Genomic DNA, 24,993 nt, shown 5'->3' with positions numbered 1-24,993 from the left:
AAGCGATGTCCGGAACGGTAAGGGCTTTAGTTGCCCTTCGGCACGGTGTGCTTGCCGGCGTTCGACTCCGGGGCGCCGTACTTGGCGCGGTTGGCCTTGGTGTCGGCGACCGGCGGGTTGGAGACGACATTGGCGTCGCCGGCCTTCAGCGAAGCCTGGGCCTCCGGCGATTGCGAAGACACCGGCACGACACCCGAGGTGTTGACCCCGGCGTCCGGCGCCGCCGTGGCCGCCGGCATGGCGGGGCTCGCGGCCGGGTCAGAGGCCATATCGGTCGGGGCGGCCGGGGCCGGCGTCATGGCCTGGCCGGCCGGCGCCTGCTGCTCGTTGGCGGCGACCTGCATCGTCGCATTGGCGTCCGTCGCCGCGGCGGCGGACTGCAGCCCCGGGACGTCCTTCGGGATCAGCACCTTGTCCACCACGTGCAGCACGCCATTGGTGGCCATCACATCGGTCTGGGTGATGGTGGCGGTGTCGACCATGGGGGCCGCGCCCGAGCCGTCCAGCAGCAGCGGCGAGCCCTCGACGCTCTTCACCTCGCCCTTGGCGCCCTTGATCTTGGTGGAGTCCACCTTGGCGTTGATCAGGTGATAGGTCAGCACCTTCTGCAGCATCGGCCCGTTCTCGGGCAGCATCAGCTTATCCAGCTCACCGGCCGGCAAGGCGGCGAAGGCCGCGTCGGTCGGGGCGAACAGGGTCAGGTTCTGGTTGGTCTTTAGAACGCTGGTCAGGTTCACGGCCCCGACAGCCTTCAGGAAGGTGTTGAACTGACCCGAGGCCTCGGCGGTCTGGATCAGATCGCCCTTGGCGACGACGGGCGAGGACGCGGCCGGCGCTGGCGCGGCGGGCGCCGTCGCGTCCTGGGCGTGGGCGAAGCCGGTCATCAGGGCGACCGCGGCGGCGGCGGTCAGGAGACGCTGAGTGATCATGATCGAGTTCCTCTCGGTTCGAGCGGAGTACGCTCGGACCGGGGAGTCGGTTCCGTGATCACGGGCACGTGATCACGGAAAGCGTCACCGGAAATAGAATATGACCGCGACGCCGGCGACGATCAGGCCAAATCCAGCGACAGTCGACCACTTGATCGCTTCGCCGAGATAGAAATACGAGAACAGCATGAAGACCATCAGGGTGATGAACTCCTGACCGACCTTCAACTCCGCTGTCGAATACACGGCGTGCCCGATCCGATTGGCCGGCACCGCCAGCAAGTATTCGGGCAGGGCGATCAGCCAGCTGGAGATGATCGCTACGGGCAAGGCCATCGGCTTGCCCTTCAGGTGGCCGTACCAGGCGAAGGTCATGAAGACGTTCGACATGACCAGCAACAGCCAGGGAGCGATCTTCATGACCAGCGGCGACATGGGCGGGCTCCGAAGCGGGGCGTTGGGGATTCCGCCAACCTAGGACAAGCCGGCCCGTCGGAGCCAGAACTTACCGACAGGTCGAATCGCCGGTTTCTGACGCAGCGGCAGCGCTGCGCGCCTATATTTTGGGCGCCTTGCCCATTTCCTTTCCAAAACCTTGCCCGCGCCACCCGTCATGGAACCGTCGCCGATAGCGTGGCCAAGCCGGGGAACGATGCAGCGCGTGATGGCGGCGTCGGCGGTGATCGCACCGGGGGCGAGAACGCTTCCGAACAACCAAGCAAAGCAAGCCCGTGGCTCAACGGGTCGGAGCAAGGCGGATGAAACTGATCATAGCGGTCGTCAAACCCTTCAAGCTGGACGAGGTGCGCGAAGCGCTCGTCGCCGCCGGCGTCGAAGGTCTGACGGTGTCGGAAGTGAAGGGCTACGGCCGTCAGAAGGGGCAGACCGAGATCTACCGGGGCGCCGAATACCAGGTGAATTTCGTGCCGAAAGTGAAGCTGGAAGCGGTCGTGGACGACGCGTCCGCCGCCAAGGCCGTCGAGGCGGTCAAGGCCGCCGCGGCCACCGGCAAGATCGGCGACGGCAAGATCTTCGTGCTGAACGTCGAAGAAGCCGTCCGCATCCGCACCGGCGAAACCGGCTCGGCCGCTCTGTAACGCATCGGGAAAAGGGGATACCGACGATGAAACTCACCTTCAAACCGCTGGCCGGGCTTTTGCTCGCCGCGACGCTGGCGGGGGCTCCGCTGGGCGCCACCGCCTTCGCCCAGGAGGCCGCGCCCGCGCCGGCCGCCGCCATGACGGCCGCCGCGCCCGCCGAGGCCGCGCCCGCCGCCACGCCCGCCCCCGCTCCGGCCGCCGCGCCCACCATCGTCGACAAGAACGACAAGGGTGACAACGCGTGGATGCTGACGTCCTCGCTGCTGGTCCTGCTGATGATCATCCCGGGTCTGGCGCTGTTCTACGGCGGCCTGGTGCGCGCCAAGAACATGCTGTCGGTCATGATGCAGGTCTCGACCGTCGCCCTGATCGGCTTCGTCGCCTGGGTCCTGTGGGGCTACAGCTTCGCCTTCACCGACGGCGGCAGCTGGGACAGCTTCGTCGGCGGCCTGGGACGCCTGTTCCTGAAGGACGTGACCCCGGCCAGCAACGTCGCGACCTTCTCGACCGGCGTGGTGATCCCCGAGTTCACCTTCATCTCGTTCCAGTCGACCTTCGCGGCCATCACCGCGGCCCTCGTGGTCGGTTCGCTGGTCGAGCGCATGAAGTTCGCCGCCATCGTCGCCTTCGCCGTCCTGTGGCCGCTGCTGTCGTACTATCCGATGGCGCACATGGTCTGGTGGTGGCCGGGTCCTGACGCGATCGCCCTGGCTCCGACCGCTCCGGTCAAGTCGGGCCTGATCTGGAGCTTCGGCGCTCTCGACTTCGCCGGCGGCACCGTCGTCCACATCAACGCCGGTATCGCCGCCCTCGTGGGCGCCCTGATCCTCGGCAAGCGTCAAGGCTACGGCAAGGAGCCGATGCCCCCGCACTCCCTGACCCTGACCCTGGTCGGCGCCGGCCTGCTGTGGGTGGGCTGGTTCGGCTTCAACGCCGGCTCGAACCTGGAATCGAACGGCTACGCCTCGCTGGCCATGATCAACACCTTCGTGGCCACCGCCGCCGCCGGCCTGTCGTGGATCGTCGTCGAGTGGGTCACCCGCAAGAAGCCGTCGGCCCTGGGCCTGGCCTCGGGCATCGTCGCCGGCCTCGTCGCCGTCACCCCGGCCGCCGGCTTCGCCGGTCCGATGGGTTCGGTGATCCTGGGCCTCGTCGTCTCGCCGATCTGCATCTTCTTCTGCTCGGTCGTGAAGAACGCCCTGAAGTACGACGACAGCCTGGACGCCTTCGGCATCCACGGCATCGGCGGCATCGTCGGCGCCATCGGCACCGGCCTGCTGGTCAACCCCGCCTGGGGCGGCGCCGGCATCGTCGACTACACGAGCTGCGCCAAGGACGGCGACATCTCGACCTGCGACAACGCCGTCTACAGCCTGGGCACCCAAGTGATGGCCCAGCTGAAGGGCGTCTGCGTCACGGTCGTGTGGTCGCTGGTCGCCTCGCTGATCGTCTTCTTCGTGATCAAGCTGGTCATCGGTCTGAAGGCTTCGCCGGAAGCCGAAGAGGAAGGCCTGGACATCTCGGAACACGGCGAACGCGCCTACCACAGCTAAGGCTGGCGTAGGTTCCAAGTCGAAGGGCGCGGAGAGCGATCTCCGCGCCCTTTCTCTTTGGGCGATCCCCGGCTGGTCTGGCCGAAGCGATCAGAGCCGCCGCGCCGTGACGATCGGCACGACCGGGTCGAGCATCTGCCCCTTCATCACCGGATTGATCGCCACGCCGGGCGTCGGCAGGTTCAGGATCTCGCGGACGATCTCCATGCCCTTGACCACCTGACCGAAGGCGGCGAAGCCCAGATTGTCCCCCTCGGCGGCGGGGTTGGCGTCCAGGTACGGGGCGTCACCGGCGCAGATGAAGAAGTCGCTGTCGCCGCTGCCGGGCTCGCGCCGCGCCAGGGACAGCGTGCCGTCGACATGGCGCAGACCCGTCTGGGTGGTCGGTTCGTGGGCGACGGGTTTCAGCACCTTCTTCGGGTCGCCGGCCAGGCCGCCTTCGATCAGGCCGTAGGTGGTCGAGCCTGGCGCCTTGGCGGCCCGCCAGAAGCTGGCCCCGTCATAGAGCTTGCCATCGACATACCGCAGGAAGTTGGCCGTGGTCAGCGGCGCCTGCCGGGCCTTCAGGGCGATGACGATGGCGCCCAGGCTGGTGTCCAGGCTGACCACGACGTCGCCGGCGCCGGGCACGATCGGCGTCGGCGCCAGGTTCAGGATCTGGGCGTCGGCCAGCCCCGGCGCGGCGGCGAGGCCCCAAATGGGACTTAGACCGAGGGCGGCGAGAACGTCACGGCGCTTCATGTCCATTTCCTTAGCTCAGGCGGCAACGCCGCACCCACCAGTCCGGTCGCATCGACTCGAGACGGTCGACCAGACCCTCGGCCTCGATGTCGCCGGCGCAGAGGGCGAAACAGGTCGCGCCCGAGCCCGACATCCGGACCAGCAGGCTCTCGGGCTCGTCCCGCAAGGCGTCCAGCACCTCGCCGATGCGCGGCTCCAGCGCCACGGCCGGCGCCTCCAGGTCGTTGCGAGTGGCCACGGCCAGCCAGCCGGCGACTTCCTCGACGCTTTCCAGGTCGGACGGCAGAAAGGGCGCCGTCGCGCCGTCCGGATGCACGGCGACGTCATAGGCGCGATAGACCGCTCCGGTCGGCGACGGCGCGCCGGGATTGACCAGCACCGCGTGCAGCTCTGGCAAGGTCGGGGCCGGCGACAGGATCTCCCCTCGCCCCTCGGCCATCAGGGCCGTAGCCCGCAGGCAGGCCGCGCCGTCCGCGCCCAGGCTGGCGGCCAGCGGCTCCAGGTCGTCGTCGGACAGGTTCGGGGCCAGGGCGTCGCGCAGCAGCTTCAGGGCCGCGCCGGCGTCGCTGGAGCCGCCGCCCAGGCCGGCGGCGATCGGCAGGCGCTTCTCGAGGATCAGGCGATACGGCGGGATAGGCCCGCCCAGCCTGGCGTGGAAAGCGCGCGCGGCGCGAACCACCAGGTTTTCGCCATCGGCGGGGATCGCGCCGCCGAACGGGCCCGAGGTCTCGAAATCCGGGACGTCGGCGGGCTGGATCATCACCTGGTCGCCGACATCGGCGAAGACCATCAGGCTGGAGATCGGGTGATAGCCCTCAGCGTCCGGCCCGCCCACGTGCAGGAACAGATTGACCTTGGCCGGGGCGAAGGCGGAAAGCCGCATGATCTCTCGGACTCCGCAGTGAAGGAAGACAGCCCGATAGCCTAGTTGTGGGCCACCGTCGACGCGGTCGCCGGCGCGCCGGTCGCGGCCAGGCCGTTCTTCAGCTTGGCTTCAGACTCGGCCTTCTGCTTGTCGTCCGGCTCCAGGCTCAGCACGCGCTGCCACTGGAACTTGGCCTCGGTCTTGCGGCCGATCCGCCAGTAGGCGTCGCCCAGGTGGCCGTTGACGTCCGGATCGCCGGGCTCAAGCTCGACCGCGCCCTCCAGCTTCTCGACGGCGGTCTTGTAGTCGCCCAGGCGGTAATAGGCCCAACCGAGACTGTCGAGCATGGCGCCCGACTGCGGGCGGGCGGCGACGGCCTTCTGGACCATGGCCAAGGCCTCGGCGAGGTGCTCGTTGCGGTCGATCCAGCTGTAGCCGAGGAAGTTCAGCAGTTCCGGCTCGTTGGGGTTGATCTTCAGGGCCGCCTGCAGGTCGCGCTCGGCCTCGGGCCAGCGCTTGGCCTGTTCCAGAGAGACGGCGCGCAGATAGAGCACGCGCCAGTCGGGGGTGGCGCTCTCGCGCTCGACCACCTTGTCCAGCACCGCCACCGACTCGTTCCACTGGCCGCCGGCCCGCAGCAGGTCGGCCAGGGCCAGCTGGGCGTCACGGTCGTTGGGCGCGGTCGTGGCGGCGGCGCGGGCCACGTCCAGCGCCTTGGCCTTGTCGCCGAGCTCGTTCCAGGCCCAGGCGATCTTGCTCTGAGCCGAGGCGTATTGCGGCGCGCCGGCCGGCACGTGGCCATAGGCCTCGATCGCGCCCTGCGGATCGTCGCCCTGGTTCAACAGGTCCCCGACCAGGATCCAGGCTTCATCGCGGGCCGGATCCAGGCGCAGGGCCAGACGCAGATAGGCCAGGGCGAACTGGGCCTGGCGCTCGCCGGCGAAGGTGGCGGCGCAGGCCACCAGCCCCTCGGCCGCGCCCTGGCGCAGGGTCGGCATCGGGGGGGGCGCGCCCTTGGCGGCGGCGCGGGCGCGCGCCCGCAGCAGGCCCGTGTCGTTGGGCGCCGCGCGAAGGGCCGTGTCGTACAGGGCCACGGCGTCTTCGTGACGCTTGCGGCGCTCCAGGAACGCCCCATAGTCCAAGGTGAAGATGCTGGCCGTGGCGACGTTGCCGGTCAGGGCCTTGTAGTCGGTCTCCGCCTCGTCGTAGCGCTTGGCGCGCTCATAGAGGCGCGCCTGGCCCTGCTGGCCGAAATACTGCACCAGCCTGTCGTTGCGCAGGGTCGGCTGAACGATCGCGCCCTCGTTGTCGCCGGCGGCCGCCGCAGCCCACGGGGCCAGCAGCGCGGCGGCCTGCTGGTGCGGGAAGCCCGGCGGATCGGCCTTCAACAGCGCCCGGGCGTCCTTGCCCTTGTTGGTGGCCAGCGCCTCGACCACGCGGGTCAGCACGCCCATGCGCTGGACGGCCTCGGTGGCGTCCGGACCGGTCGGCGCCGCCGCCGCGGCGCGGGTGATCTCACCGGCCAGCAGCAGGGCCGAGAACGAACGCTCGCCGATCACGCCGGGGTCCTCGCCCAGCACCGCAGCCGTGCCGAAATAGGTGGCCGCCTCCTTCGACCTGCCGTCGCGGAGCGCCGCCTGGCCCGCCAGGAACTGGCCGTACGAAGAGCGGGTGTCGAACAGCGGCGAGCCCGCCACCGGGCCTCGCAGCGTGACCGTGCTGGGTCCCTGAACGCAGGCCGCCAGGGCCGAAACGGAAACGCAGGCGAGGAGAACTTTGAAACGCGTCATCCCGCCACCCTCGGCGGTTTCGAGGTCGCTCGCAAGAAAAAGCCTCCCGGCCGAGGGCCGGGAGGCGGCAAGCGTGACAGCCGAAAGTGGATGCCGGTTTCGGCGGCCGTCACGCGCCCAACAAAGTTACATGTTCGGATAGTTCGGTCCGCCGCCGCCTTCCGGCGTGGTCCAGACGATGTTCTGCGACGGATCCTTGATGTCGCAGGTTTTGCAGTGGACGCAGTTCTGGGCGTTGATCTGGAAGCGCGGGTCCTGGCCCTGCTCGTTGTAGAGCACCTCGTAGACGCCGGCCGGACAGTAGAGGCGCGCCGGTTCGCCGTACTTGGGTAGATTGACCGAGATCGGGATCGACGGGTCCTTCAGCTTCAGGTGCGCGGGCTGGTCTTCCTCGTGGTTGGTCGCCGAGAGGAACACCGAGGAAAGCTTGTCGAAGCTGATCACGCCGTCGGGCTTGGGATAGACGATCGGCTGATAGTCCTTGGCCAGGCCGGTCGAGGCCGCGTCGGTCTTCTCGTGCTTCATGGTGCCGAAGAACGAGAAGCCGCCCAACAGGTGCGTGCACCACATGTCGAACATGCTGACCGCGCCGCCCAGGGCGGTGCCGAACTTGCCCAGCATCGGCTTGGCGTTGCGGACGACCTTCAGCTCCTTGGCGACCCACGAGTTGTCGTAGGCGGTCTGGTAGCCCGTCAGTTCATCGCTGGCGCGGCCGGCCTGAACGGCCTCATAGGCGGCCTCGGCGGCCATCATGCCGGTCTTGACGGCGTTGTGGCTGCCCTTGATGCGCGGCACATTGACGAAGCCGGCCGAGCAGCCGATCAGCACGCCGCCCGGGAAGGTCAGCTTCGGCACCGACTGGTAGCCGCCCTCGGTGATGGCCCGCGCGCCGTAGGCGATGCGCTTGCCGCCTTCCAGATAGGGCTTCACCCTCGGATGCTGCTTGAAGCGCTGGAACTCGTCGAATGGCGAGATCCACGGGTTCTTGTAGTTGAGATGCACGACGTAGCCTATGGCCACGTAGTTGTCCCCGAAGTGATACATGAAGCTGCCGCCGCCCGTCTGGTTGTCCAGCGGCCAGCCGGTGGTGTGCTCGGCCAGGCCCGGCTGGTGCTTTTCGGGCGGGACCTGCCACAGCTCCTTGATGCCGATGCCGTACTTCTGCGGCGACTTGCCGGCCGAGAGGTCGAACTTCTCGATCAGTTGCTTGGCCAGCGAGCCCCGCACGCCCTCGGCGATGAAGACATACTTGCCGTGCAGCTCCATGCCCGGCTGATAGTCCGGCTTGTGGTGGCCGTCCTTGGCGATGCCGACCACGCCGACGACCACGCCCTTGACCGAGCCATCCTCGTTCCAGACCAGATCCGAGGCGGCGAAGCCCGGATAGATCTCGACGCCCAGCTCTTCGGCCTTGCCGGCCAGCCAGCGCGTGAGGTTGCCCAGCGAGGCGATGTAGCAACCGTGGTTGTGCATGAACGGCGGCATGGCGAACATCGGCAGGGACAGCTCGCCCTGCGGCCCGAGCAGCTTGAAGCGGTCCTTGGTGACCGGCGTCTCCAGCGGCGCGCCCTCTTCCTTCCAATTGGGGAAGAGTTCGGCCAGACCCTTGGGATCGATCACCGCGCCTGACAGGATGTGGGCGCCGACCTCGGAGCCCTTTTCCAGCAGGGCCACCGAAATCTCGGCCCCCGCCTTGGCGGCCAGTTGCTTCAGACGGATCGCCGCGGAGAGCCCGGCGGGACCGCCGCCGACGATGACGACGTCGTATTCCATCGACTCGCGTTCGAGATCTTCGCTCATAAGGTCTCCCGATCGGGCCCAACCCTCGTTCTTGGGGCCGCCCGTCTTATGACTGTTTGAATCACAGCTTATCCGAACGTGACGCGGCGGTGGTCAAGCACTCCGCTCCGCTTTTTTGCTGCATCGCAGCGTGGAGACCTTGAACAATCCGCGCTAAGACGGTCGCATGAGCCTCGCCGTCGATCAACGCGCCATCGAAAGCCTGCTGGCCTTCTGGGCTGACGCGGGCGTCGAGGTCTCGTACGCCGACGCGCCGATCGATCGCCTGGCCGAGGGCGCGGCGATGCTCCGGGCCCGCAGCCAGCCGACGCCTCCCCCGCCGCCGGTCGCCCGTCCGGGCCTGGCCCTGGCGCGCGGTCCCGATGTCGGCGCGGCCATCGCCGCCGCCAAGGCCGCCGCGGCCGCCTGCGACGACCTGGAGAGCCTGGCCGCCGCCATCGCCGCCTTCGACGGCTGCGCGCTGAAGACCCAGGGCGCCAAGCAGGCCGTGTTCTCGCGCGGGGTCGGCGACGCGCCGCTGATGATCATCGGCGAAGGCCCCGGCGCCGACGAGGACGCCCAAGGCCAGCCGTTCGTCGGCCGCGCGGGCAAGCTGCTGGACCGCATGTTGAAGGCCGCCGGCCTGGAGGGCCGGGTCTTCATCACCAACACCGTCTTCTGGCGTCCGCCCGGCAACCGTACGCCGACGCCCCAGGAACAGGCGACCTGCGCGCCCTTCGTCGAACGCGCCATCGCCCTGGTGAAGCCGAAGATGCTGCTGCTGGCTGGCGGAGCCTCCGCGAAGGCCATGCTGAAGCGCGAGGAAGGCATCCTGTCGATGCGCGGCCGCTGGTTCGAATGGACCTCCGAGGACAAGTCCATCGAGCTTCCGGCCATGCCGACCCTGCACCCGGCCTTCCTTCTGCGCACCCCCGCCCAGAAGAAGAAGGCCTGGCAGGACCTTCTCACGCTGACCGAGCGACTTGATCGCCCCGACCGCCCGCACTAGAACTGCGTTCGACCAGTCGGAACGGGGGACGTGCGCCTGCGGGGGAGCGCGGAACGGTTTTTGCGGATTTGGACTCGCCTCTTGGCCGTGTTGTCGGCCCTCTTCCTGTGCGCGGCGGCTTTCCTACCCATGGGAGGCGTCGCGCGAGCGGGCGCCCTTGAGCCTTTGTCGCCGGAGGATGTCCGCGCCTATCGCGCCGCCTTCGCCGCCACCGATCGCGGTGATTTCGACGCCGCCGCCGCGGCCTTCGCCAACGCCCATGATCGCAGCCTGGCCGGCCGCCTGGCCTTCGCCAAGATCATGCATCCCACTCGCTTTTCGGCCAGCTACGACGACCTGACCCGTTGGCTGCGCGCCTATGCCGACGAGGCCGGCGCCGACCGCGTCTACGCCCTGGCCGTCAAGCGCAAGCCGGCCGGCAAGCGGGTCGCCGCCGCGCCGGTTCCAGAACTGTTCATCGGCGACGAGACCGCCCCGCCCCCCGCCGACAAGGGCCGCGCCGCCCGCGAGGCCTACTACTCAGGCGACGTCCAGAAAGCCCTAAGCCTGGCCGTGGCGGGCGGCGAGACCTGGATCGCGGGCCTCTCGGCCTATCGCCTGGGCGACTATCGAACCGCCCAGGCCTATTTCGAACAGGTCGCCCACGACCAGCACGAGGACGAGTGGCTGCGCGCCGCCGGCGCCTTCTGGGCCGCCCGCGTGGCCAGCCAGGCCGGCCACGGCCGCGACGCCCTGACCCTGCTGAACGAGGCCGCCCGCTCGCCGCACACCTTCTACGGCATGATCGCCGTACGGCAGCTGGCCATGGCCGGCGCTCCCATCGCCGAAGATAACTACGATCCGATCGCCAGCCTGCTGACCCGCGCCAGCTATGTCGGTCCCGACACGGCTTCGCTGGAACAGCTCGTAAGGAACGACCCGCGCGCCCGTCGCGCCACCGCCCTGGCCCAGGTCGGCCGTTGGCGCGAGGCGGGCATGGAGCTTCGCGCGGGCTTGTCTCTGGCTGAAACCCAAGAGCTTCGCGACGACTGGACGGCCCTGGCCCTGGCGCTCAACGCCAACGCCCCGCTGAACGCTGGCCGCCCGGTGCGCCGGGTCGGCGGCGAGGACTATCCCCTGCCGCCGCTGGATCCGGTCGGCGGCTTCACCATCGACAAGGCCATGGTCTACGCCCTGGTGCGCCAGGAGAGCCGCTTCGACCCGATGGCCGTCTCGGCCGCCGGCGCCATGGGCCTGATGCAGGTGCGCCCGAGCTCAGCCGCCGACGTCGTGGGCGATGACAAGCTGCTGGCCGACAACAGCCCGCTGTTCGATCCCGCCTACAACCTGCGGGCCGGGCAGGACTATTTCACCTGGCTGATGAACCGCGGCGTCAAGAGCCCTGACCTCCTGCGCGCCGTCGCGGCCTACAACGGCGGGCCGGCGACCTTGAACCGCACGGCGGCCCAACTCGGCGCCGACTGCGACACCCTGCTGCTGATCGAGAGCCTGCCGTTCAAGGAGACCCGCAACTACGTCGAGAAGGTGATGGCCAGCTACTGGACCTATCGCCGGCTGATGGGCGCGGAGAACAAGACCCTGGACGCCGTGGCCAGCGGCGCGCGGACCGTCGACTTCCGCCTCGACCCGCAGGTCGCCGCCCCGACCTCGATTGACCAGCTGATGACCCAGCTCGCGCAGGTCCAACCCTAGCCAGCACGCTCATCTCCGCTCAGGCTGCGCCCCACGCGGACGGGACGTTCCTAATAGGCCAGCCGCCTGGCTCGCAGCGTCTTCGCCAAGGTCTTCTCGTCACCGCCGCTCGCGGGCCAGTCCAGCCGTCGAACCAGGACGCCATGCAGGCGCGGCGCAAGCTTGCCGAGCAGGCCGCCCGGAGCGGTCAGAACCGCGGGAGCCCCCGCCCCGCCCGTCACATGCTTCTCGACCGGCTCGCGCCAACCTTCGCGGAGAACCGGCGCCGCGCGCAGAGTCAGAATCCAGTCGCCACGAACCACCGCGGCGCCCGCCGCCAGGCGATCGCCTGAAGTCGTCACCAGCCGCGCCCCACTGTCCTCAGCCAGGGCCTCGACACCCGGTTCGCCGCCGGAGACCAGCACCACCTCCTTGACCAGCCCGTCCACGGCGGCGGGCACCAGCATGGTCATCTGGGCGGCCAACCCTTGCAGGTCTTCGGAGGCGACGAGGATGACGGAGATCATGGCCTTGCTTGGCCAGAGCGCCACGCAGGGTCAAGCCCTTTACCCAAACAAGTCCATCTGCGCGCTTGGCTTGCTTGGCGGGGTGAACTGGGTGGCGTCCAGCGGCGTCCATGGCCGATCCAGCCCGAACTTCTTGACCGCCAGATGGAAGCGCTGGCGCAGCACCTCGGCCACCGGCCCGTCGCCGACCATCCGTTCGCCCCAGCTGGCGCTGTAGGTCTCGCCCTTGCGGATCTGGCGCACCAGCGACATCACCTTCCTGGCCCGATCTGGATGGTCGGTCTCCAGCCACTCCTGGAACAGTTGGGCGATCTCGCGCGGCAGGCGCAGGGCGACATAGCCGGCGCCGCGCGCCCCGACCTTGGCCGCCGCCTCCAGCACCGCCTCGCACTCATGGTCGTTCAAGCCCGGAATGGCCGGGGCGAACATCACCGTCACCGGCACGCCGGCCTCGGTCAGCCGGCGCACCGCCTCGATCCGCTTGCCCGGCGTGGCCGCGCGCGGCTCCATGCTGCGGGCCAGCTTGCGATCCAGGGTCGTTATCGAGATCGCCACCCGGGTCAGTTTTCGCTCGGCCATCCGGCTCAGCACGTCGAGATCGCGCAGGATCAGGGCCGACTTGGTGATGATCGTGAAGGGATGGCTGACGCGCTCCAGCACCTCGATGATCTGTCGCGTCACCCGAAGTTGCTTCTCGTCGGGCTGGTAGGGATCGGTGTCGCCGCCAATGTGGATCGTCGCCGGCTTGTACGAAGCCTTGGCCAGCTCCTTCTCCAGCAGTTCGCCCGCGTGCGGCTTGAAGAAGATCTTGCTCTCGAAATCCAGGCCCGGCGACAGGCCCAGATACGCATGATTGGGCCGCGCATAGCAGTAGATGCAGCCATGGCTGCAGCCGCGGTACGGGTTGATCGAGCGGTCGAAGCCGACGTCGGGGCTCTGGTTGCGGGCGATGATGGTCCGCGACTTCATCGGCTGCAGCTCGGTCTTCAACTGCCCAGGCGCGTCGTCTTCGCTCCAGCCGTCGTCGAACGTCTCTCGCGTCTGGGACTCAAAACGTCCGGTTCGATTGGATTTCGCGCCCCGCCCGCGCGACGCGGGCCCCAGTTTCGCTGTCTCGGCCATGGCGGCGAATATGCTGAAATCAGCAGAACATAACAAGAACATTATGCAAGGAGGGAAGCCGCGCCCCATGCTCGCCATGCGACAGTAAGTCGCTGGCGGTCCTAGCGTGGCGATAACCTGGCGCGCCTATCATGGCTCCATGACCGCGCTCGCTTGTCTCAAGATCATGGTCGGCGACACGCTGATGTTCGCCGATACCGAAACCATGGCCGGCATCGTGGCCAAGGTCGCTGGGGCGTATCTTGAGACCACGTGGCTCTGGCCGCGCCGCTATGGCCTGGTCGCGCCGTTCTCGTTCGTCCTGGCCGACCCTCGCGCCATCCTGCTGGACCCGCGCGAGCTGCAGGCCCTGGCCCGGGCGCTTCAGACCAAGCTGTTCGGCCAGACCAGCGACGGTGAGGTGTCGTTGCTGATGCTGGAGGGCGACAAGGCCGAGGTGATGCGCTTCGCCGGCATGCCGCCTCAGCAGTTGAAGGCGATGCTGGACGCCGACGACCTGGGCGAGGCGATCGGACGGGTCTGCCGCATCACGCCCGACGGCGTTGTGTCGCTGGCGCCGCCCGGCGGTCCGGTCGCGGGCGAGCCGCCGGTCGAGACCCTGGGGGAGCTCGAGCCCGAAGCAAAAACCCGCATCGTCTATCGCGGCGTCTATCATTCGCCACGCGAACTCTTCGTCGGCAATGTCGCCCTATGGCGCGAGGACGCCACGCCCACTCTCGACTTCGACGCCCCAACTCCGGCCGTCCATGGCCGTGAAGCCGACCATGACATCCCGATCCTGGAGAGCGCCAAGGACATCCTGGGCCGCCAGGAGTCCGGCGTGCTGTTCTTTCCGATCTGCTTCTCGACCCTGATCAAGCCCCGCGCCCGCGACGCTCTGCTGCCGCACCTGGAGGCCCTACCCCGCGCCGCTCGGCAACGGCTGGCGGCGGCCGTCTACGATACGCCCCGCGCGCCATCGTTCTCGGCCATGCAGACGATCCAGGCCTATCTCAAGCCGCACTTCGCGCGTCTGGACCTGCGTGTCTCGGACCCGGCGTTCCAGGTGGAGGATCTGCCGGCCGACTTCGCCAGCTCGGTGACGCTGATCCTTCCGGAAGGCAGCGAGAGCGTGCGCCTCTCGGCCGCGACGCGATTCCTGCGCGACGCGCCTCTCTATGCGCGCAAGCGCATCTGGCAAGGGATCAGCGAATTGCGCACGCGCCGCGAACTGAACGCCTGTGTCGATCTGCGCGCGCCGTTCCTCAGCGGGCCGGCGATCACCGACCTGCTGGAAGCGCCGACACCGACCACCGCGTGCCCATCGCTGCACCTGCCGCTTCACGACTGGTCGCAGATCGACACCGGAGAGATCCGCGTGGCGTAATCAGGAGGGCTCTTCGGCCTCGGCCTTGATGTGGGACAGCCCCGCCTCGAAGTCCTTGCTGACCACCGATGCCTCCGCCTCGACGGCGACGCGGTCCAGATACTGGCGGATGTTGGCGGCCTCGGCCGCGGTGCTGGCCAGCGAAATCGCGCGATCGAAAGCCCGCCGCGCCTCGGCCTTGCGACCGGCCTGCAGCAGGAAGGCGCCCCGCGCGCCGTGATAGTGGAAATAGCCGTCCAGCCGCGCGCCGAGAGGCTCGATCATCTGCAGCGCCGCCGCCGGTCCCCGAACCCTGGCCGTCGCCACCGCACGGTTCAGGGTGATCACCGGCGAGGGCCGCATGATCTCCAGCGTGGCGTAGAGCGCGTCAATGCCCGCCCAGTCGGTGTCTTCCGGCCGCGCGGCGCGGGCGTGCAGGGCGGCGATGGCGGCCTGGACCTGGTAGGGCCCAGGATCGCGCTTCAGCATCGCCTTGTCGATCAAGGCGAGCCCCTCCCCGATCATCTTGCGATTCCAGAGGCTTCGATCCTGATCCTCCAGCAGGATCGCCGCGCCGTCGGCGGCGAAGCGCGCCTCCGAACGGGCGTGCTGCAGCAAGAACAGCGCGGTCAGACCCATCATCTCCGGCTCGGACGGGAACAGTCGCAGCAGCAGGCGCGCCAGGCGGATGGCCTCGTCGCACAGTTCCCCCTTGGCCTCGACCGCCTGGCCGCTGGCCGAATAGCCCTCGTTGAAGACGAGATAGAGCATGGCCGCCACGGCCGCGAAGCGCTCGGCGCGCTCGATGGGTCCTGGGGTCTCGAACGGCGCGTCTCCAGCCCCGATACGGGCCTTGGCGCGCGTGATGCGCTGTTCCATGGCCGCCTCGGTCACGACGAAGGCGCCGGCGATCTCACGAACCGAAAGGCCCGAAACGACGCGCAAGGCGAGAGCGATCTGCTGGGTGGCCGGCAAGTCCGGGTGGCAGCAGATGAACAGCAGCCGCAGGACGTCGTCGCGATAGTGCGAGCCATCCAGCCGCTCGGCGGCCCGCGCCTCGGCGTCCTCCAAGTCGGACAGCAGCTCCTCCGGCGGCAGGACCGTGTGGCGGCTGATCTTGCGGACGGCGTCGATGGCGGCGTTGCGACCGACCATGATCAGCCACGCGGTCGGATCGCGAGGCGGACCATTCTTGGGCCAGGCCTTCAGGGCGCGCAGACAGGCGTCCTGAAACGCCTCTTCGGCCGCGTCCATGTCACGGAAGTAGCGCAGCAGCGCCGCCATGGCCTGGGGCCGCGCGGCGCTGATCGCGCCCTCGATCCAGCCCAGCTCGGTCACGTGCCGGCGAACTCCGGACTAGCGGGGTTGAACAGCGCGATCGGGCGGATCTCATAGGAGCCGCCGGGATTGACCTTGCCCAGGTCCTTGGCGATGTCGAGCGCGCCGTCCAGGCTGTCGCAGTCGACGACGTAGAAGCCCAGCAGTTGCTCCTTGGTTTCGGCGAACGGGCCATCCAGCACCAGCGGCGGCTCGCGGTCCTTGCGCAGGGTGGTGGCGGCCGTGGTCGGCATCAGGCGGGCGACGGGGCCGAGGCGGCCTTCCTGGGCCAGTTTGGCCTGCACGGCGCCCAGCTTCTCCATGACCTCGTCGTCGTGCTCCTTGGACCAGGCGCAGATCACGTCCTCCTGGTTGTAGCAGAGTATGGCGTACAGCATGGACGGTCCTCTCTTCCGGTCCCTAGGACGGCGAACTATGCCCGCATCCGACAAACGGCCCAGAAATTTCTAGAGGCGCCGCAGCCGGCGGCGGACCGGCTCGTCGTAGAGCTTCAGCACCGCCCAGGCGAAGGCCAGGATCACCGGGACCGCCACCGCCGCGAAGGCCAGCGGGTACCCCTGGCCGCCCAGAGCCCTGAACAGCCGCAGCATCAGTTCCCAGCCCAGCCAATGCAGCGCGTAGAGGGGATAAGAGATCGCGCCGGAGATGCGGGCCAGCCTCCCCTGGAGGCCCTCCGGGTCCCGCCGCCCGGCCAGCACGATCAGCGGGAAGACCAGGCTCATGCAGACATAGTCGTAGAGCCAGTTCAGCGGCGTCCACGGGAAGCACAGGACCGCGGCCAGGATCAGGGCCAGCAGCCAAGGGGGCGCCGTGAAGCCGGTGAACGGCTGGATCCGATAGCAGCCCCAGCCCAGCAGGAACGAGAACACCGTCCGCAGAAAACTGATCAGGAAGGTCGCCCGGTCCCAGCCGGTCAGCACGCCGCCCATGCCGTGGGCGATATAGGCCATGACCGGGATCAGCAGCACGATCATCAATACGTGCCCCATGACGCCCAGCCGCCGGATCGGGAACCACAGCGCCCCGACCGCCAGCTCGAAGAACAGCGACCAGGCCGGCGGATTCAAAGGGAAAATCGGCGCGAAGCCCGGCTCCTCGGCCCATAGACGCGGGATCATGAGCAGGCCCAGGACCAGCCACTCCGGCACGCGCTCGCGATGCTGGATGATCACCGTCGCTCCGGCCAGCATGGTCAGCGCGATCAGCGGCCACAGCCGGACCAGCCGCTGGCGCAGGAAGCCCCACCAGCCGATCTCGCGCCGGCCATAGGCGTGGGCCAGCACGAAGCCGGAGAGGCAGAAGAAGAAGTCGACGGCCAGGTAGCCGTGGCCGACCAGCCAGGGCCGGCCGGTCCAGCCGCCGATGTGATAGAGCATGACGCCCACGGCCGCGACGCCGCGCAGGCCGTCCAGCGCCTCGTACCGTCGTCCCGACTCGTAAGCCTGCAAAACGCCGTCCCCCCATCCTTGCTTAGCTGAGGGGTTTCTCCAGCAGCAAGGCCTTGGTCAGGAAGGCGCGGTCCTCGCCGATCGGCTTCAGGCCCACCTCGGCGAACAAAGCCGCCAGATCGGTCTGCGCGTAGCTGCCGTAGTAAGGCTCATGGAAATAGACTGGGAAGGCTTCCAGCAGGCGCGCCAGGTCCGGCGTGTCCGAGGGCTGCACGGAGTCGACGAAGACCAGCACGCCGCCGGGCTTCAGGGCCCGCGCCAGGCTGGCCGCCACGACGGGCCGCACCCTCGGCGGCAGCTCGTGGAAGAGATAGACGCAACTGACGGCGTCCAAAGACGAATCCGCGATCGGCAGGATTTCGGCGTTGGCCTTGATACCGCCGACGCCGGCGCGCTTGCGGGCCCGCGCCAGATAGGCCTCGGAGAGATCCAGCCCCGCGATCGCCGCGCGCGGGAACGCCGCCTTCAGGTCCTTGAGGAAGGCGCCCGAACCGCACGCCGCGTCGAGGATTTTCGCGTCACGGTGATCTCGGCCGCGCCAGTGTTTCGCCAGCAGCGACAGGCCTCGCCGGCGCATGGCCCCGGCCGTGCCGGAGAAAAGAGCCTCGACCTGGGCGTCGTAGCGACGCGCGCTCGCCTCGGTGAACCAGCCGCCCGACTGGTAGTGGAAGTTCTGCCGATAGTAGGTTGGATAAGCTAGACTATTGACCTCATCGCGCACCTCGACGCCGTCGCCGCGACGGCGCCTCCGGTCGACCTCGAAAGCGTCGGCGATGAAGTCGGCGGCCTCGCGCACGGCGGCCGAAGGGCGGACGGGACCGTCCTCGACGGCGGGATAGAGGCCCGCGGCGACATCGCGGGCGTCCTTCTCGAACGCCTCCAGATAGGCGCGACGCAAGGATCCCTTGTCCGGCGGCGCGGAAGTCGGTTCGAAGCTGCGCGCCTGCTCGCCCCGGGTCGGTCGGGTCATGGAGCGGGCCAGCGAGCCCGTCGCCGTCCACCAGGCCGCCTTGACCGCCGCCCTCGCGCGCTGACCTACCGCATCGACCGCGAAGGCCGTTCTTGTCCGCCGCTCATCCATGCTGGCCTCAGCGCGTGAAGACTCCGACCAGTTCAATATGGGGCGACCAGACGAACTGGTCCACGGGCAGCACCTTCTCAAGGCGGAAGCCGGCGTCGACCAGGACGCGGGCGTCCTTGGCGAAGGTGCCGGGGTTGCACGAGACGCTGACCACCTTGGCGACCTTGGATTTGGCGATCTCAACCGTCTGCTCGGCGGCCCCGGCGCGCGGCGGGTCGATGACCACGACGTCGGTCTTGGCCAGTTCGGTGCTCAGCACGGGGCGTTTGACCAGGTCGCGAGCCTCGGCGGTGATCGGCTTCAGGCCCGACGCCGCGCCGAGCGCGAACTTCAGGGCGGCGATGGCCGGCGGGCTCATCTCGGCGGCGTAGACCGCGCCGATCTCGGCCAGGCGGAAGGTGAAGGTCCCGACACCGCAATAGAGATCGGCGATGCGCGCCGCGCCCTGGGCCTGGGCGACCGCGAATTCCACCATGGCGCGCTCGGCGGCCGGCACGGCCTGCAGGAAGCCGCCGGGCGGCAGGGCGACCACGGCGGGGCCCAGCTTCACCATCGGCTGGCGCGCGCCGTAGACGGTCTCGCCAGCCAGGGTCACCCGCGCGAAGTCGCCCTCGCTGGCCGCCATGGCCGCGCGCATGCGGGCGTCGGCCGACAGTCCGCCGCTCTTGCGCTCCACCCCGGTGACGTCGATGTCGAGGCCTGTGGCGGTCAGGGTGACGTGCAGGGTCGGGGCCGACTTCGGGTGCTCCAGGAACGGCTCGGCCAGACGCGCCAGGGCCGGGAACGCCGCCACCAGGCGCGGATCGGTGACCGGGCACTCTTCGATCGTCACCAGGCTCCACGAGCGACGCTCCTTGAAGCCCAGCAAGGCGCCCTGCCCCTTGGCGCCCCTGCGGGCGTGCAGCGCCACGCGGCGGCGCGAGGCCGGCGGCGCGGCGAAGGTCGGCAGGATTTCGGTCTCCAGGCCTTCCATCGACAGCTGGATACGGATCTGTTCGGCCTTCCAACCGAGATAGGGGCCCGCCGCCCAGTGCTGCAGGGCGCAGCCGCCGCAATGGCCGAAGTGCTTGCAGGGCGGCGCCACGCGGTCGTTGCTGGCCGTCAGGATATCGACGACCTCGCCGCGCGAACCGTCCATTCGCGCGCGAACGGTTTCCCCCGGCAGAGTCAGGGGCACGAAGGCCGGCTTGCCGTCGTCGAACCGAGAGAGCCCGTCGCCTTGCGCGCCGATGGCGGTGATCGTCATGTCTTGCATCGCGCGTCCATACCCTAAAACCGGGGCTTGAGCGCGGCCCGCGAACGATTTTCAGTGTGATAGCGGTGAAGCTGAATAACCCCGTCAGCGATCGTTCATGTTGGCCATGTCACACCCTACATCAACGGATGGGCCTCGGCGGCCCGGCGCGAGCCGGACGCCCACAAAAAGACAAGCTCTCTCATGACCATGACCGCCTCAACGCGCAGGACTCCGATGATCAAGACCGTTCTGGGCGTCACCGCCGCCCTCGTCTGTGGCGTGCTGACGCCGACCCTGGCCTCGGCCCAATCCTACGGCGCGACGCCCTACGGCTCGAGCTACGGCGGGGCGTACAACAACCAGGGCTACTATTACGACCAATGCCAGCGCTCGACGACCAACCGCACCACCGGCGGGGCCCTCGCTGGCGGCGCGATCGGCATGGCGCTGGGCAGCGGCATCGCCGCCCGCGGTCACCGCACCGACGGCTCGGTCGTCGGCGGCCTGCTGGGCGCTGTGGTCGGCGGCATGGCCGGCAAGTCCTCTGCGGCTTGCACCCCGGGCAGCAACATCGCCCCGCCGCCGCCTCCCCCGCCGCCGCGCGCCTACAACGACGGCTATGACGACGATTACCGCCCGGTCCCCTACGATCAGGTCCGTCGCGACGCTCAGCGCGACAGCTACTACGAGCAATCGTATGAGCATCGCGACGGCTACCGCGTGAACGATCGCGTCGGCGGTCGGGCCGACGTCAACGGCTGCACCCTGGCCGAGAGCCCGATCTACCTGCCGGACGGCCGCGTCCAGAAGCGCTTCGTGCGCGTCTGCCCGGACGGCAACGGCAAGTACCAGGTCGTCGACTAAGTCACCGACCTAGCTTGTGTGGAAGACGATCGGCCGCCCTCAATGGGGCGGCCGATTTCGTTTCAGGCCTTGGTCGCCCAGACCAGGCGTTCGACCTGGCCGTCACCGCCCGTGATCGGACTTTCGGTCAGGCCGTTCACCGTCCAGCCGGAAGCTTCGAGGAACGCGACGACCTCGCGCTCCACGCGGGCGATGATCTCGGGATCCTTGACCAGCCCGCCCTTGCCGACGAAGTCGCGGCCCGCCTCGAACTGAGGCTTGATCAGCGCCACCAGGTCCGCGCCCGGCCCCGCCAGGTCCAGCGCCATCGGCAGGGCCTTGGTCAGGGCGATGAAGCTGACGTCGCTGACCACCAGCATCGGCGCCGTCGGGATCACCGTCTCGTCCAGCGCCCGGGCGTCGACGCCCGACAGGTCGACGACGCGGGGGTCGCCCCTCAGCTTGGCGTGAAGTTGGTCACGGCCGACATCGACCGCGAACACCTTCTCCGCGCCGCGCGACAGCAGGACCTCGGTGAACCCGCCCGTCGACGCGCCGACGTCGAGCGCGACGCGCCCTTCCACGACGATCGGCCACAGGTCCAGCGCGTGGACGAGTTTCAACGCCCCGCGCCCGACCCAAGGATGGGCCGCCTCGGCGACGATCTCGGCGTGCTGGTCGACCGTATCGGCCGGCTTGGTGATCACCTTGCCGTTGACCGTGACCAGCCCGGCCTCGACAGCCGCGCGGGCCTTGGCGCGGCTGTCGACGACGCCCCGTTCGACGAGCAACAGATCGATACGCTTGCGGGCCACGCGGCCTCCTCGAAAGTTCAGACCGCCGTCTAGCACGGGCTTGCGGCCCAGGTCTCTTCGGGTTCAACTGAACGCCGATCACCGGCGCATCAGACGCTGGCCATTTGACTGGGCGTGGCGAGACCACGCTTTGGGGGAGAGAAACCGATGCGATTCACCCGTCGCGGCCTGCTGGCCGCATCCGCCGCCGTGGCGGCCGCATCTTCAGTGGAGGCTAAGCCCAAATCGATGTCCGCACCCGCGCCCTGGACTCCCGACGCCACCGAGATGGCTGGCCGCATCCGTCGCAAGGAGGTCAGCGTCGCCGAGGTGGTCGAGGACGCCATCCGCAAGGCCGAGGCCCTGCAGCCCCAGGTCGGCGCGATCGTCACCTCGGACTTCGACCGGGCCCTCGCCAAGGCCAAGGCCGGCCAGCTGTCGGGTCCGTTCGCGGGCGTGCCGTTCATGGTCAAGGACCTGGACCCCTATAAGGGCCTGCCCACCCGCAACGGCTCGCGCAGCGGTCTGCGCGCCCCGCCCGAAACCACCCAGACCCCATATGTCGACGCTTTCGACACAGCCGGCTTCGTGGTGATCGGCAAGTCGGCGACGCCGGAGTACGGCTTCCTGCCGACCACCGAGCCGATGGGCTTTCAGCCGACGCGCAATCCCTGGAACACGGCCCGCTCGTCCGGCGGCTCCTCGGGCGGCGCGGCGGCGGCCGTGGCCTCGGGCATGATCCCGCTCGCCCACGCCACCGACGGGGGCGGCTCGATCCGCATTCCGGCCAGCAACTGCGGCCTTTTCGGTCTGAAACCCTCGCGGGGCCGCATGTTGCAGGGCCGTCCGGTGTCGCGCGGCCTCGACATCTCGGTCTCGCACTGCGTGTCGCACAGCGTCCGCGACTCGGCCGCCCTGTTCGCCGCCACCGAACGCACGGGCGGCGACGCGGTGTTCAAGCCGATCGGCGTGATCTCCGAACCGCTGAAGAAGAAGCTGAAGATCGGGCTGGTCATGGTCACCGGCACGGGCGTCACGCCCGATCCCGAGGTGCAGACCGCCGTCAACAACGCCGCCAAGCTGCTGGAGAGCCTGGGTCACAAGGTCGAGCCGACGACCTGGCCGATGGACGGCGGCCAGTTCGGCCAGGATTTCACCGTGCTATGGGCCAGCGGCGCGGCCGAACTAGTCGCCGGAATCGGCAAGGCCATCGGCCACAAGCCCGATTCCAGCGTGCTGGAGCCGTTCAGCCTGGGCATGGCCGAGTTGGTCGGTCAGCTGCCGCAAGGCGCCTTGCCCGCCGCCATCGAGCGCCTGAACGCCAACACCAAGGCCTATGACGCCTGGCTGACGAAGTACGACGTCATCCTCTCGCCGGTGCTAGGCAAGCCCCCGGTCGAGCTGGGCTATGTCGCCGGCTGGGTCCCGTTCCAGGAACTGCAGGCGCGGCTGATGACCTATGTCGGTTACACCCCGGTCCAGAACGTCGCTGGCGCGCCGTCGATGAGCGTGCCGCTGCATTGGACGCCGGACGGCTTGCCGGTGGGCGTCCAGCTGGCCGGCCGCGCGGGCGGCGAGGCGCTGCTGTTCCAGCTGGCCTATCAGCTGGAGGACGCCCAGCCCTGGGCCCACCGCAAGCCGCCGGTGAGCCTGTAATCTCACGCGGGGCGGTCAGCAGCCGCCCCGCCCGCTGGCCCGTATATGGTCCAGAATGTCCGCGATCAGCTCGAAGTCCATCTTCTCGGGCTTCCTCCAGCGCGCGCAGCCGCCGCCACGATCGACACCGGCCATGCGCTCCTGGACCGCATCCAGCGCCGCCTTGCCCGCATAGAGAGCGATGTACTGCTTCTGGCTGTTGAACGCGAAGAAAGGGGTCTTCGGATCGCCATAAGCCGGCATGCCGAACGCCATCCGCTCCATGTCCGCACCGAAGCGCTCAATGCACATGGCGCGCAGGCGGTCCAGCGCCGGGCGGCGCTCGGGCGCGACCTCCTCCATGAAGTCATCAACCGTCGTCGCCTTGGACTGGACCATCCGCGCTTCTCCCAGGGGGCTACCCCTCGACGAACACCTTCTTCAGTTCGTTCTTCATGATCTTGCCATTGGCGTTGCGCGGCAAGGTCTCGTGCCAGAAGACGATCTTCACCGGCACCTTGAAAGCAGCGAGACGATCGGCGACGAAGGCGCGTAGCTCGGCTTCGTCGGCCTGCGCCCCGGGCTTCAGGGTGACCACGGCCGCCGGCTCCTCGCCCAGGGTCTTGTGCGGGATGCCGACCAGGGCCGCGTCCATCACCGCCGGGTGGTCGTAGAGGCAGTTCTCGACCTCGATGCAGTAGATGTTCTCGCCGCCGCGGATCAGCATGTCCTTGGCCCGGTCGATGATGAAGCAGAAGCCCTCGGCGTCGAGGCGCGCCAGGTCGCCCGTACGCACCCAGCCGTCGACGAAGGTCTGGCTGGTGGCTTCCGGCTTGTTCCAGTAGCCGCGCACGACCTGCGGGCCCTTGCACCACAGCTCGCCGACCTCGCCGATCGGCAGCTCGCGGTATGGGGCCTCCACGGTCATGATCTTCAGGTCGGTGACCGGCACGGCGGGGCCGCACGAGTCGGGACGGTTCTCATAGTCCTCGGCCGAATTGCTGGTGGCGGTGGCCGAGGTCTCGGTCATGCCCCAGCCGTTGCCGGGCGCCGCCTTGGGCCAGACTTCCTTGATCTTGCGGACCAGTTCCGGGGCCGAGGGCGCGCCGCCATAGGCCACGGCCTCGATGGACGAAAGGTCGTACTTATCGCGGTTGGGATGCTCGATGATCTGCCAGGCGATCGTGGGCACGCCGCCCATCGAGGTCAGGCGCTCGTCCTGGATCAGCTGCATGGCCTTGTCGGGATCCCACTTGCGGATCATGGCCAGCTTGGCGCCGCCGAACAACGAGGGGTTCAGCACCGCGAAACAGCCCGTGGCGTGGAAGAACGGCACGGAAATCAGCGCGCCCTTCTGTGGCAGGCTGGGATCGGGCTCGGGGGGGGCCTCGCCGCGGCGCAGGAAACTGCGCGCGCTGGCGGCGGCGGCGGCGAAGATGTTGCTGTTGATGTTGCGATGGGTGCCGATGGCGCCCTTGGGCTTTCCCGTGGTGCCGGAGGTGTAGAAGATCGTCGCGTCGTCATCCGCCGCCAGGGGCGTGGTCGACAGCGGCTTTTCCTCCAGCCCCGCCCAGTCGTTGGGACCGCCGATCACCGCCTCGAGGTGGATCACGGCCGGGTGGCTGATCTCCTCGGGAGAGCGGCTGACATAGACATTGCGCAGCTCGGGGCAGTTGTGCAGGTGTTCGGTCAGGCGCTCATAGCGTTCGACATCGACCACGAGGACCGACGCGCCGGAATCGAGCAGGCCATATTCCAGCTCCGCGCCGGTCCACCATGCGTTCAGCGGCGTGACGATCGCGCCCAGGGACAGGCCGGCATAGAAGGCCACGGGCCATTCGGGCAGGTTGCGCATGACGATGGCGACCCGGTCGCCCTTCTGAACGCCCTTGGCCGCCAGCTCCGCCGCGAACACGGTGACGGCCCGATAGAAGGCCTCGAAACTGACGCGCTCATCCTCATGGACCATGAAGATCTTGTCGCCGTGCGTGCGCCCCATCAGCAGGGTGTCGCGCAGGGTCGGCGGCGCGTTCTTCCAGACCCGGGTCTTCACGCCCCGGATCTCGATCTCCTCCATCTCGCCGGGGGTCCCGGGCTGAGTGATCAGGGCGTACGCCTGTTGGACGGACATCGCTGGCCACGGAACGGACGCGGTGACGGGGGCGGCCTGGCTCATTCTACTCTCC

Annotated in this window: 23 protein-coding genes; 7 read left to right on the top strand and 16 right to left on the bottom strand. The window is 68.7% G+C overall.

What is annotated here, in order from left to right:
- Positions 1 to 26 precede the first annotated feature (26 nt).
- Together EIK80_RS16340 and EIK80_RS16335 are read right to left on the bottom strand one after the other, a co-directional pair.
- Positions 27 to 929 carry a fasciclin domain-containing protein gene (locus EIK80_RS16340; protein WP_125158079.1) on the bottom strand — a complete coding sequence of 301 codons (903 nt, stop codon included), beginning with the start codon at positions 927 to 929 and terminating at the stop codon, positions 27 to 29.
- A gap of 84 nt (positions 930 to 1,013) precedes the next feature.
- Entirely contained in the window at positions 1,014 to 1,364 is a 351-nt protein-coding gene (locus tag EIK80_RS16335; protein WP_125158078.1) for a DMT family protein, read from the bottom strand.
- 323 nt (positions 1,365 to 1,687) lie between these two features.
- On the opposite strand from EIK80_RS16335, the gene EIK80_RS16330 reads away from it, so the two are divergent.
- Complete coding sequence (locus tag EIK80_RS16330; protein WP_004623580.1) at positions 1,688 to 2,026, top strand: P-II family nitrogen regulator; 339 nt, start codon at positions 1,688 to 1,690, stop codon at positions 2,024 to 2,026.
- 26 nt (positions 2,027 to 2,052) lie between these two features.
- Positions 2,053 to 3,582: an ammonium transporter gene (locus EIK80_RS16325; protein WP_125158077.1), complete on the top strand. Its 1,530-nt coding sequence runs from the start codon at positions 2,053 to 2,055 to the stop codon at positions 3,580 to 3,582.
- 90 nt (positions 3,583 to 3,672) lie between these two features.
- Here EIK80_RS16325 and EIK80_RS16320 read toward each other — a convergent pair whose 3' ends face one another.
- The 4 genes from EIK80_RS16320 to EIK80_RS16305 all read right to left on the bottom strand — a co-directional run bounded on the left by EIK80_RS16320 (position 3,673) and on the right by EIK80_RS16305 (position 8,778).
- A complete protein-coding gene (locus EIK80_RS16320) occupies positions 3,673 to 4,323 on the bottom strand; it encodes a peptidylprolyl isomerase (protein WP_125158076.1) in 651 nt (216 codons plus the stop codon).
- Between the two features lie 10 nt (positions 4,324 to 4,333).
- Entirely contained in the window at positions 4,334 to 5,206 is an 873-nt protein-coding gene (locus EIK80_RS16315; protein ID WP_125158075.1) for a 4-(cytidine 5'-diphospho)-2-C-methyl-D-erythritol kinase, read from the bottom strand.
- Positions 5,207 to 5,247: 41 nt separating this feature from the next.
- On the bottom strand, positions 5,248 to 6,978 hold the full coding sequence (locus EIK80_RS16310) for a lipopolysaccharide assembly protein LapB (protein ID WP_125158074.1): 1,731 nt from the start codon (positions 6,976 to 6,978) through the stop codon (positions 5,248 to 5,250).
- A 126-nt stretch (positions 6,979 to 7,104) separates the two neighbouring features.
- Positions 7,105 to 8,778, bottom strand: coding sequence for an electron transfer flavoprotein-ubiquinone oxidoreductase (locus EIK80_RS16305; RefSeq protein WP_125158073.1), 1,674 nt, complete (start codon positions 8,776 to 8,778; stop codon positions 7,105 to 7,107).
- Between the two features lie 166 nt (positions 8,779 to 8,944).
- Here EIK80_RS16305 and EIK80_RS16300 point away from each other — a divergent pair, with 166 nt between their 5' ends.
- Positions 8,945 to 9,766: a uracil-DNA glycosylase gene (locus EIK80_RS16300; protein WP_125158072.1), complete on the top strand. Its 822-nt coding sequence runs from the start codon at positions 8,945 to 8,947 to the stop codon at positions 9,764 to 9,766.
- Between the two features lie 129 nt (positions 9,767 to 9,895).
- Positions 9,896 to 11,458, top strand: a complete 1,563-nt coding sequence (locus EIK80_RS16295) for a lytic transglycosylase domain-containing protein (RefSeq protein WP_370450236.1) — start codon at positions 9,896 to 9,898, stop codon at positions 11,456 to 11,458.
- A gap of 50 nt (positions 11,459 to 11,508) precedes the next feature.
- On the opposite strand, the gene EIK80_RS16290 is transcribed toward EIK80_RS16295, so the two are convergent.
- Together EIK80_RS16290 and EIK80_RS16285 are read right to left on the bottom strand one after the other, a co-directional pair.
- Positions 11,509 to 11,964: a cell wall biosynthesis glycosyltransferase gene (locus tag EIK80_RS16290; protein ID WP_125158070.1), complete on the bottom strand. Its 456-nt coding sequence runs from the start codon at positions 11,962 to 11,964 to the stop codon at positions 11,509 to 11,511.
- A gap of 39 nt (positions 11,965 to 12,003) precedes the next feature.
- Complete coding sequence (locus tag EIK80_RS16285; protein ID WP_125158069.1) at positions 12,004 to 13,086, bottom strand: PA0069 family radical SAM protein; 1,083 nt, start codon at positions 13,084 to 13,086, stop codon at positions 12,004 to 12,006.
- Between the two features lie 139 nt (positions 13,087 to 13,225).
- Here EIK80_RS16285 and EIK80_RS16280 point away from each other — a divergent pair, with 139 nt between their 5' ends.
- Positions 13,226 to 14,452, top strand: coding sequence for a hypothetical protein (locus tag EIK80_RS16280; RefSeq protein ID WP_125158068.1), 1,227 nt, complete (start codon positions 13,226 to 13,228; stop codon positions 14,450 to 14,452).
- Here the strand turns inward: EIK80_RS16280 and EIK80_RS16275 are convergent, their stop codons facing one another.
- The 5 genes from EIK80_RS16275 to EIK80_RS16255 all read right to left on the bottom strand — a co-directional run bounded on the left by EIK80_RS16275 (position 14,453) and on the right by EIK80_RS16255 (position 19,553).
- Entirely contained in the window at positions 14,453 to 15,769 is a 1,317-nt protein-coding gene (locus EIK80_RS16275; RefSeq protein WP_125158067.1) for an RNA polymerase sigma factor, read from the bottom strand.
- Positions 15,766 to 16,146, bottom strand: a complete 381-nt coding sequence (locus EIK80_RS16270) for a YciI family protein (RefSeq protein WP_125158066.1) — start codon at positions 16,144 to 16,146, stop codon at positions 15,766 to 15,768. The genes EIK80_RS16275 and EIK80_RS16270 overlap by 4 nt, the downstream gene beginning before the upstream one ends.
- A gap of 69 nt (positions 16,147 to 16,215) precedes the next feature.
- Positions 16,216 to 17,217 carry an acyltransferase gene (locus EIK80_RS16265; protein WP_125158065.1) on the bottom strand — a complete coding sequence of 334 codons (1,002 nt, stop codon included), beginning with the start codon at positions 17,215 to 17,217 and terminating at the stop codon, positions 16,216 to 16,218.
- A 22-nt stretch (positions 17,218 to 17,239) separates the two neighbouring features.
- Positions 17,240 to 18,298: a class I SAM-dependent methyltransferase gene (locus EIK80_RS16260; RefSeq protein ID WP_125158064.1), complete on the bottom strand. Its 1,059-nt coding sequence runs from the start codon at positions 18,296 to 18,298 to the stop codon at positions 17,240 to 17,242.
- A 7-nt stretch (positions 18,299 to 18,305) separates the two neighbouring features.
- Entirely contained in the window at positions 18,306 to 19,553 is a 1,248-nt protein-coding gene (locus EIK80_RS16255; protein WP_125158063.1) for a class I SAM-dependent RNA methyltransferase, read from the bottom strand.
- A 216-nt stretch (positions 19,554 to 19,769) separates the two neighbouring features.
- Between EIK80_RS16255 and EIK80_RS16250 the strand changes: the two genes are divergently transcribed.
- Complete coding sequence (locus EIK80_RS16250) at positions 19,770 to 20,399, top strand: hypothetical protein (RefSeq protein WP_233586714.1); 630 nt, start codon at positions 19,770 to 19,772, stop codon at positions 20,397 to 20,399.
- A 62-nt stretch (positions 20,400 to 20,461) separates the two neighbouring features.
- Here EIK80_RS16250 and EIK80_RS16245 read toward each other — a convergent pair whose 3' ends face one another.
- Complete coding sequence (locus EIK80_RS16245; protein WP_125158061.1) at positions 20,462 to 21,193, bottom strand: TlyA family RNA methyltransferase; 732 nt, start codon at positions 21,191 to 21,193, stop codon at positions 20,462 to 20,464.
- A gap of 147 nt (positions 21,194 to 21,340) precedes the next feature.
- On the opposite strand from EIK80_RS16245, the gene EIK80_RS16240 reads away from it, so the two are divergent.
- Positions 21,341 to 22,828 (top strand): amidase, encoded by a 1,488-nt coding sequence (locus tag EIK80_RS16240; protein WP_125158060.1) that lies wholly within the window; start codon positions 21,341 to 21,343, stop codon positions 22,826 to 22,828.
- Positions 22,829 to 22,843: 15 nt separating this feature from the next.
- On the opposite strand, the gene EIK80_RS16235 is transcribed toward EIK80_RS16240, so the two are convergent.
- Positions 22,844 to 23,206: a DUF1801 domain-containing protein gene (locus EIK80_RS16235; RefSeq protein ID WP_125158059.1), complete on the bottom strand. Its 363-nt coding sequence runs from the start codon at positions 23,204 to 23,206 to the stop codon at positions 22,844 to 22,846.
- A gap of 19 nt (positions 23,207 to 23,225) precedes the next feature.
- Positions 23,226 to 24,983 (bottom strand): class I adenylate-forming enzyme family protein, encoded by a 1,758-nt coding sequence (locus EIK80_RS16230; RefSeq protein ID WP_125158058.1) that lies wholly within the window; start codon positions 24,981 to 24,983, stop codon positions 23,226 to 23,228.
- Positions 24,984 to 24,993 lie beyond the last annotated feature (10 nt).

It is taken from the genome of Caulobacter sp. 602-1, assembly GCF_003931565.1.
Classification (GTDB): Bacteria; Pseudomonadota; Alphaproteobacteria; order Caulobacterales; family Caulobacteraceae; genus Caulobacter.
The sequence above is the reverse complement of the archived record's forward strand: the minus strand, read 5'-3'. Positions and strand labels throughout refer to the sequence as shown.

Bases quoted from the DNA above. Each gene is read 5' to 3' on its own strand.
- EIK80_RS16340 (WP_125158079.1), bottom strand. From the start codon at position 929: ATGATCACTCAGCGTCTCCTGACCGCCGCCGCCGCGGTCGCCCTGATG.
- EIK80_RS16335 (WP_125158078.1), bottom strand. From the start codon at position 1,364: ATGTCGCCGCTGGTCATGAAGATCGCTCCCTGGCTGTTGCTGGTCATG.
- EIK80_RS16330 (WP_004623580.1), top strand. From the start codon at position 1,688: ATGAAACTGATCATAGCGGTCGTCAAACCCTTCAAGCTGGACGAGGTG.
- EIK80_RS16325 (WP_125158077.1), top strand. From the start codon at position 2,053: ATGAAACTCACCTTCAAACCGCTGGCCGGGCTTTTGCTCGCCGCGACG.
- EIK80_RS16320 (WP_125158076.1), bottom strand. From the start codon at position 4,323: ATGAAGCGCCGTGACGTTCTCGCCGCCCTCGGTCTAAGTCCCATTTGG.
- EIK80_RS16315 (WP_125158075.1), bottom strand. From the start codon at position 5,206: ATGCGGCTTTCCGCCTTCGCCCCGGCCAAGGTCAATCTGTTCCTGCAC.
- EIK80_RS16310 (WP_125158074.1), bottom strand. From the start codon at position 6,978: ATGACGCGTTTCAAAGTTCTCCTCGCCTGCGTTTCCGTTTCGGCCCTG.
- EIK80_RS16305 (WP_125158073.1), bottom strand. From the start codon at position 8,778: ATGAGCGAAGATCTCGAACGCGAGTCGATGGAATACGACGTCGTCATC.
- EIK80_RS16300 (WP_125158072.1), top strand. From the start codon at position 8,945: ATGAGCCTCGCCGTCGATCAACGCGCCATCGAAAGCCTGCTGGCCTTC.
- EIK80_RS16295 (WP_370450236.1), top strand. From the start codon at position 9,896: ATGGGAGGCGTCGCGCGAGCGGGCGCCCTTGAGCCTTTGTCGCCGGAG.
- EIK80_RS16290 (WP_125158070.1), bottom strand. From the start codon at position 11,964: ATGATCTCCGTCATCCTCGTCGCCTCCGAAGACCTGCAAGGGTTGGCC.
- EIK80_RS16285 (WP_125158069.1), bottom strand. From the start codon at position 13,086: ATGGCCGAGACAGCGAAACTGGGGCCCGCGTCGCGCGGGCGGGGCGCG.
- EIK80_RS16280 (WP_125158068.1), top strand. From the start codon at position 13,226: ATGACCGCGCTCGCTTGTCTCAAGATCATGGTCGGCGACACGCTGATG.
- EIK80_RS16270 (WP_125158066.1), bottom strand. From the start codon at position 16,146: ATGCTGTACGCCATACTCTGCTACAACCAGGAGGACGTGATCTGCGCC.
- EIK80_RS16260 (WP_125158064.1), bottom strand. From the start codon at position 18,298: ATGGATGAGCGGCGGACAAGAACGGCCTTCGCGGTCGATGCGGTAGGT.
- EIK80_RS16255 (WP_125158063.1), bottom strand. From the start codon at position 19,553: ATGCAAGACATGACGATCACCGCCATCGGCGCGCAAGGCGACGGGCTC.
- EIK80_RS16250 (WP_233586714.1), top strand. From the start codon at position 19,770: ATGATCAAGACCGTTCTGGGCGTCACCGCCGCCCTCGTCTGTGGCGTG.
- EIK80_RS16240 (WP_125158060.1), top strand. From the start codon at position 21,341: ATGCGATTCACCCGTCGCGGCCTGCTGGCCGCATCCGCCGCCGTGGCG.
- EIK80_RS16235 (WP_125158059.1), bottom strand. From the start codon at position 23,206: ATGGTCCAGTCCAAGGCGACGACGGTTGATGACTTCATGGAGGAGGTC.
- EIK80_RS16230 (WP_125158058.1), bottom strand. From the start codon at position 24,983: ATGAGCCAGGCCGCCCCCGTCACCGCGTCCGTTCCGTGGCCAGCGATG.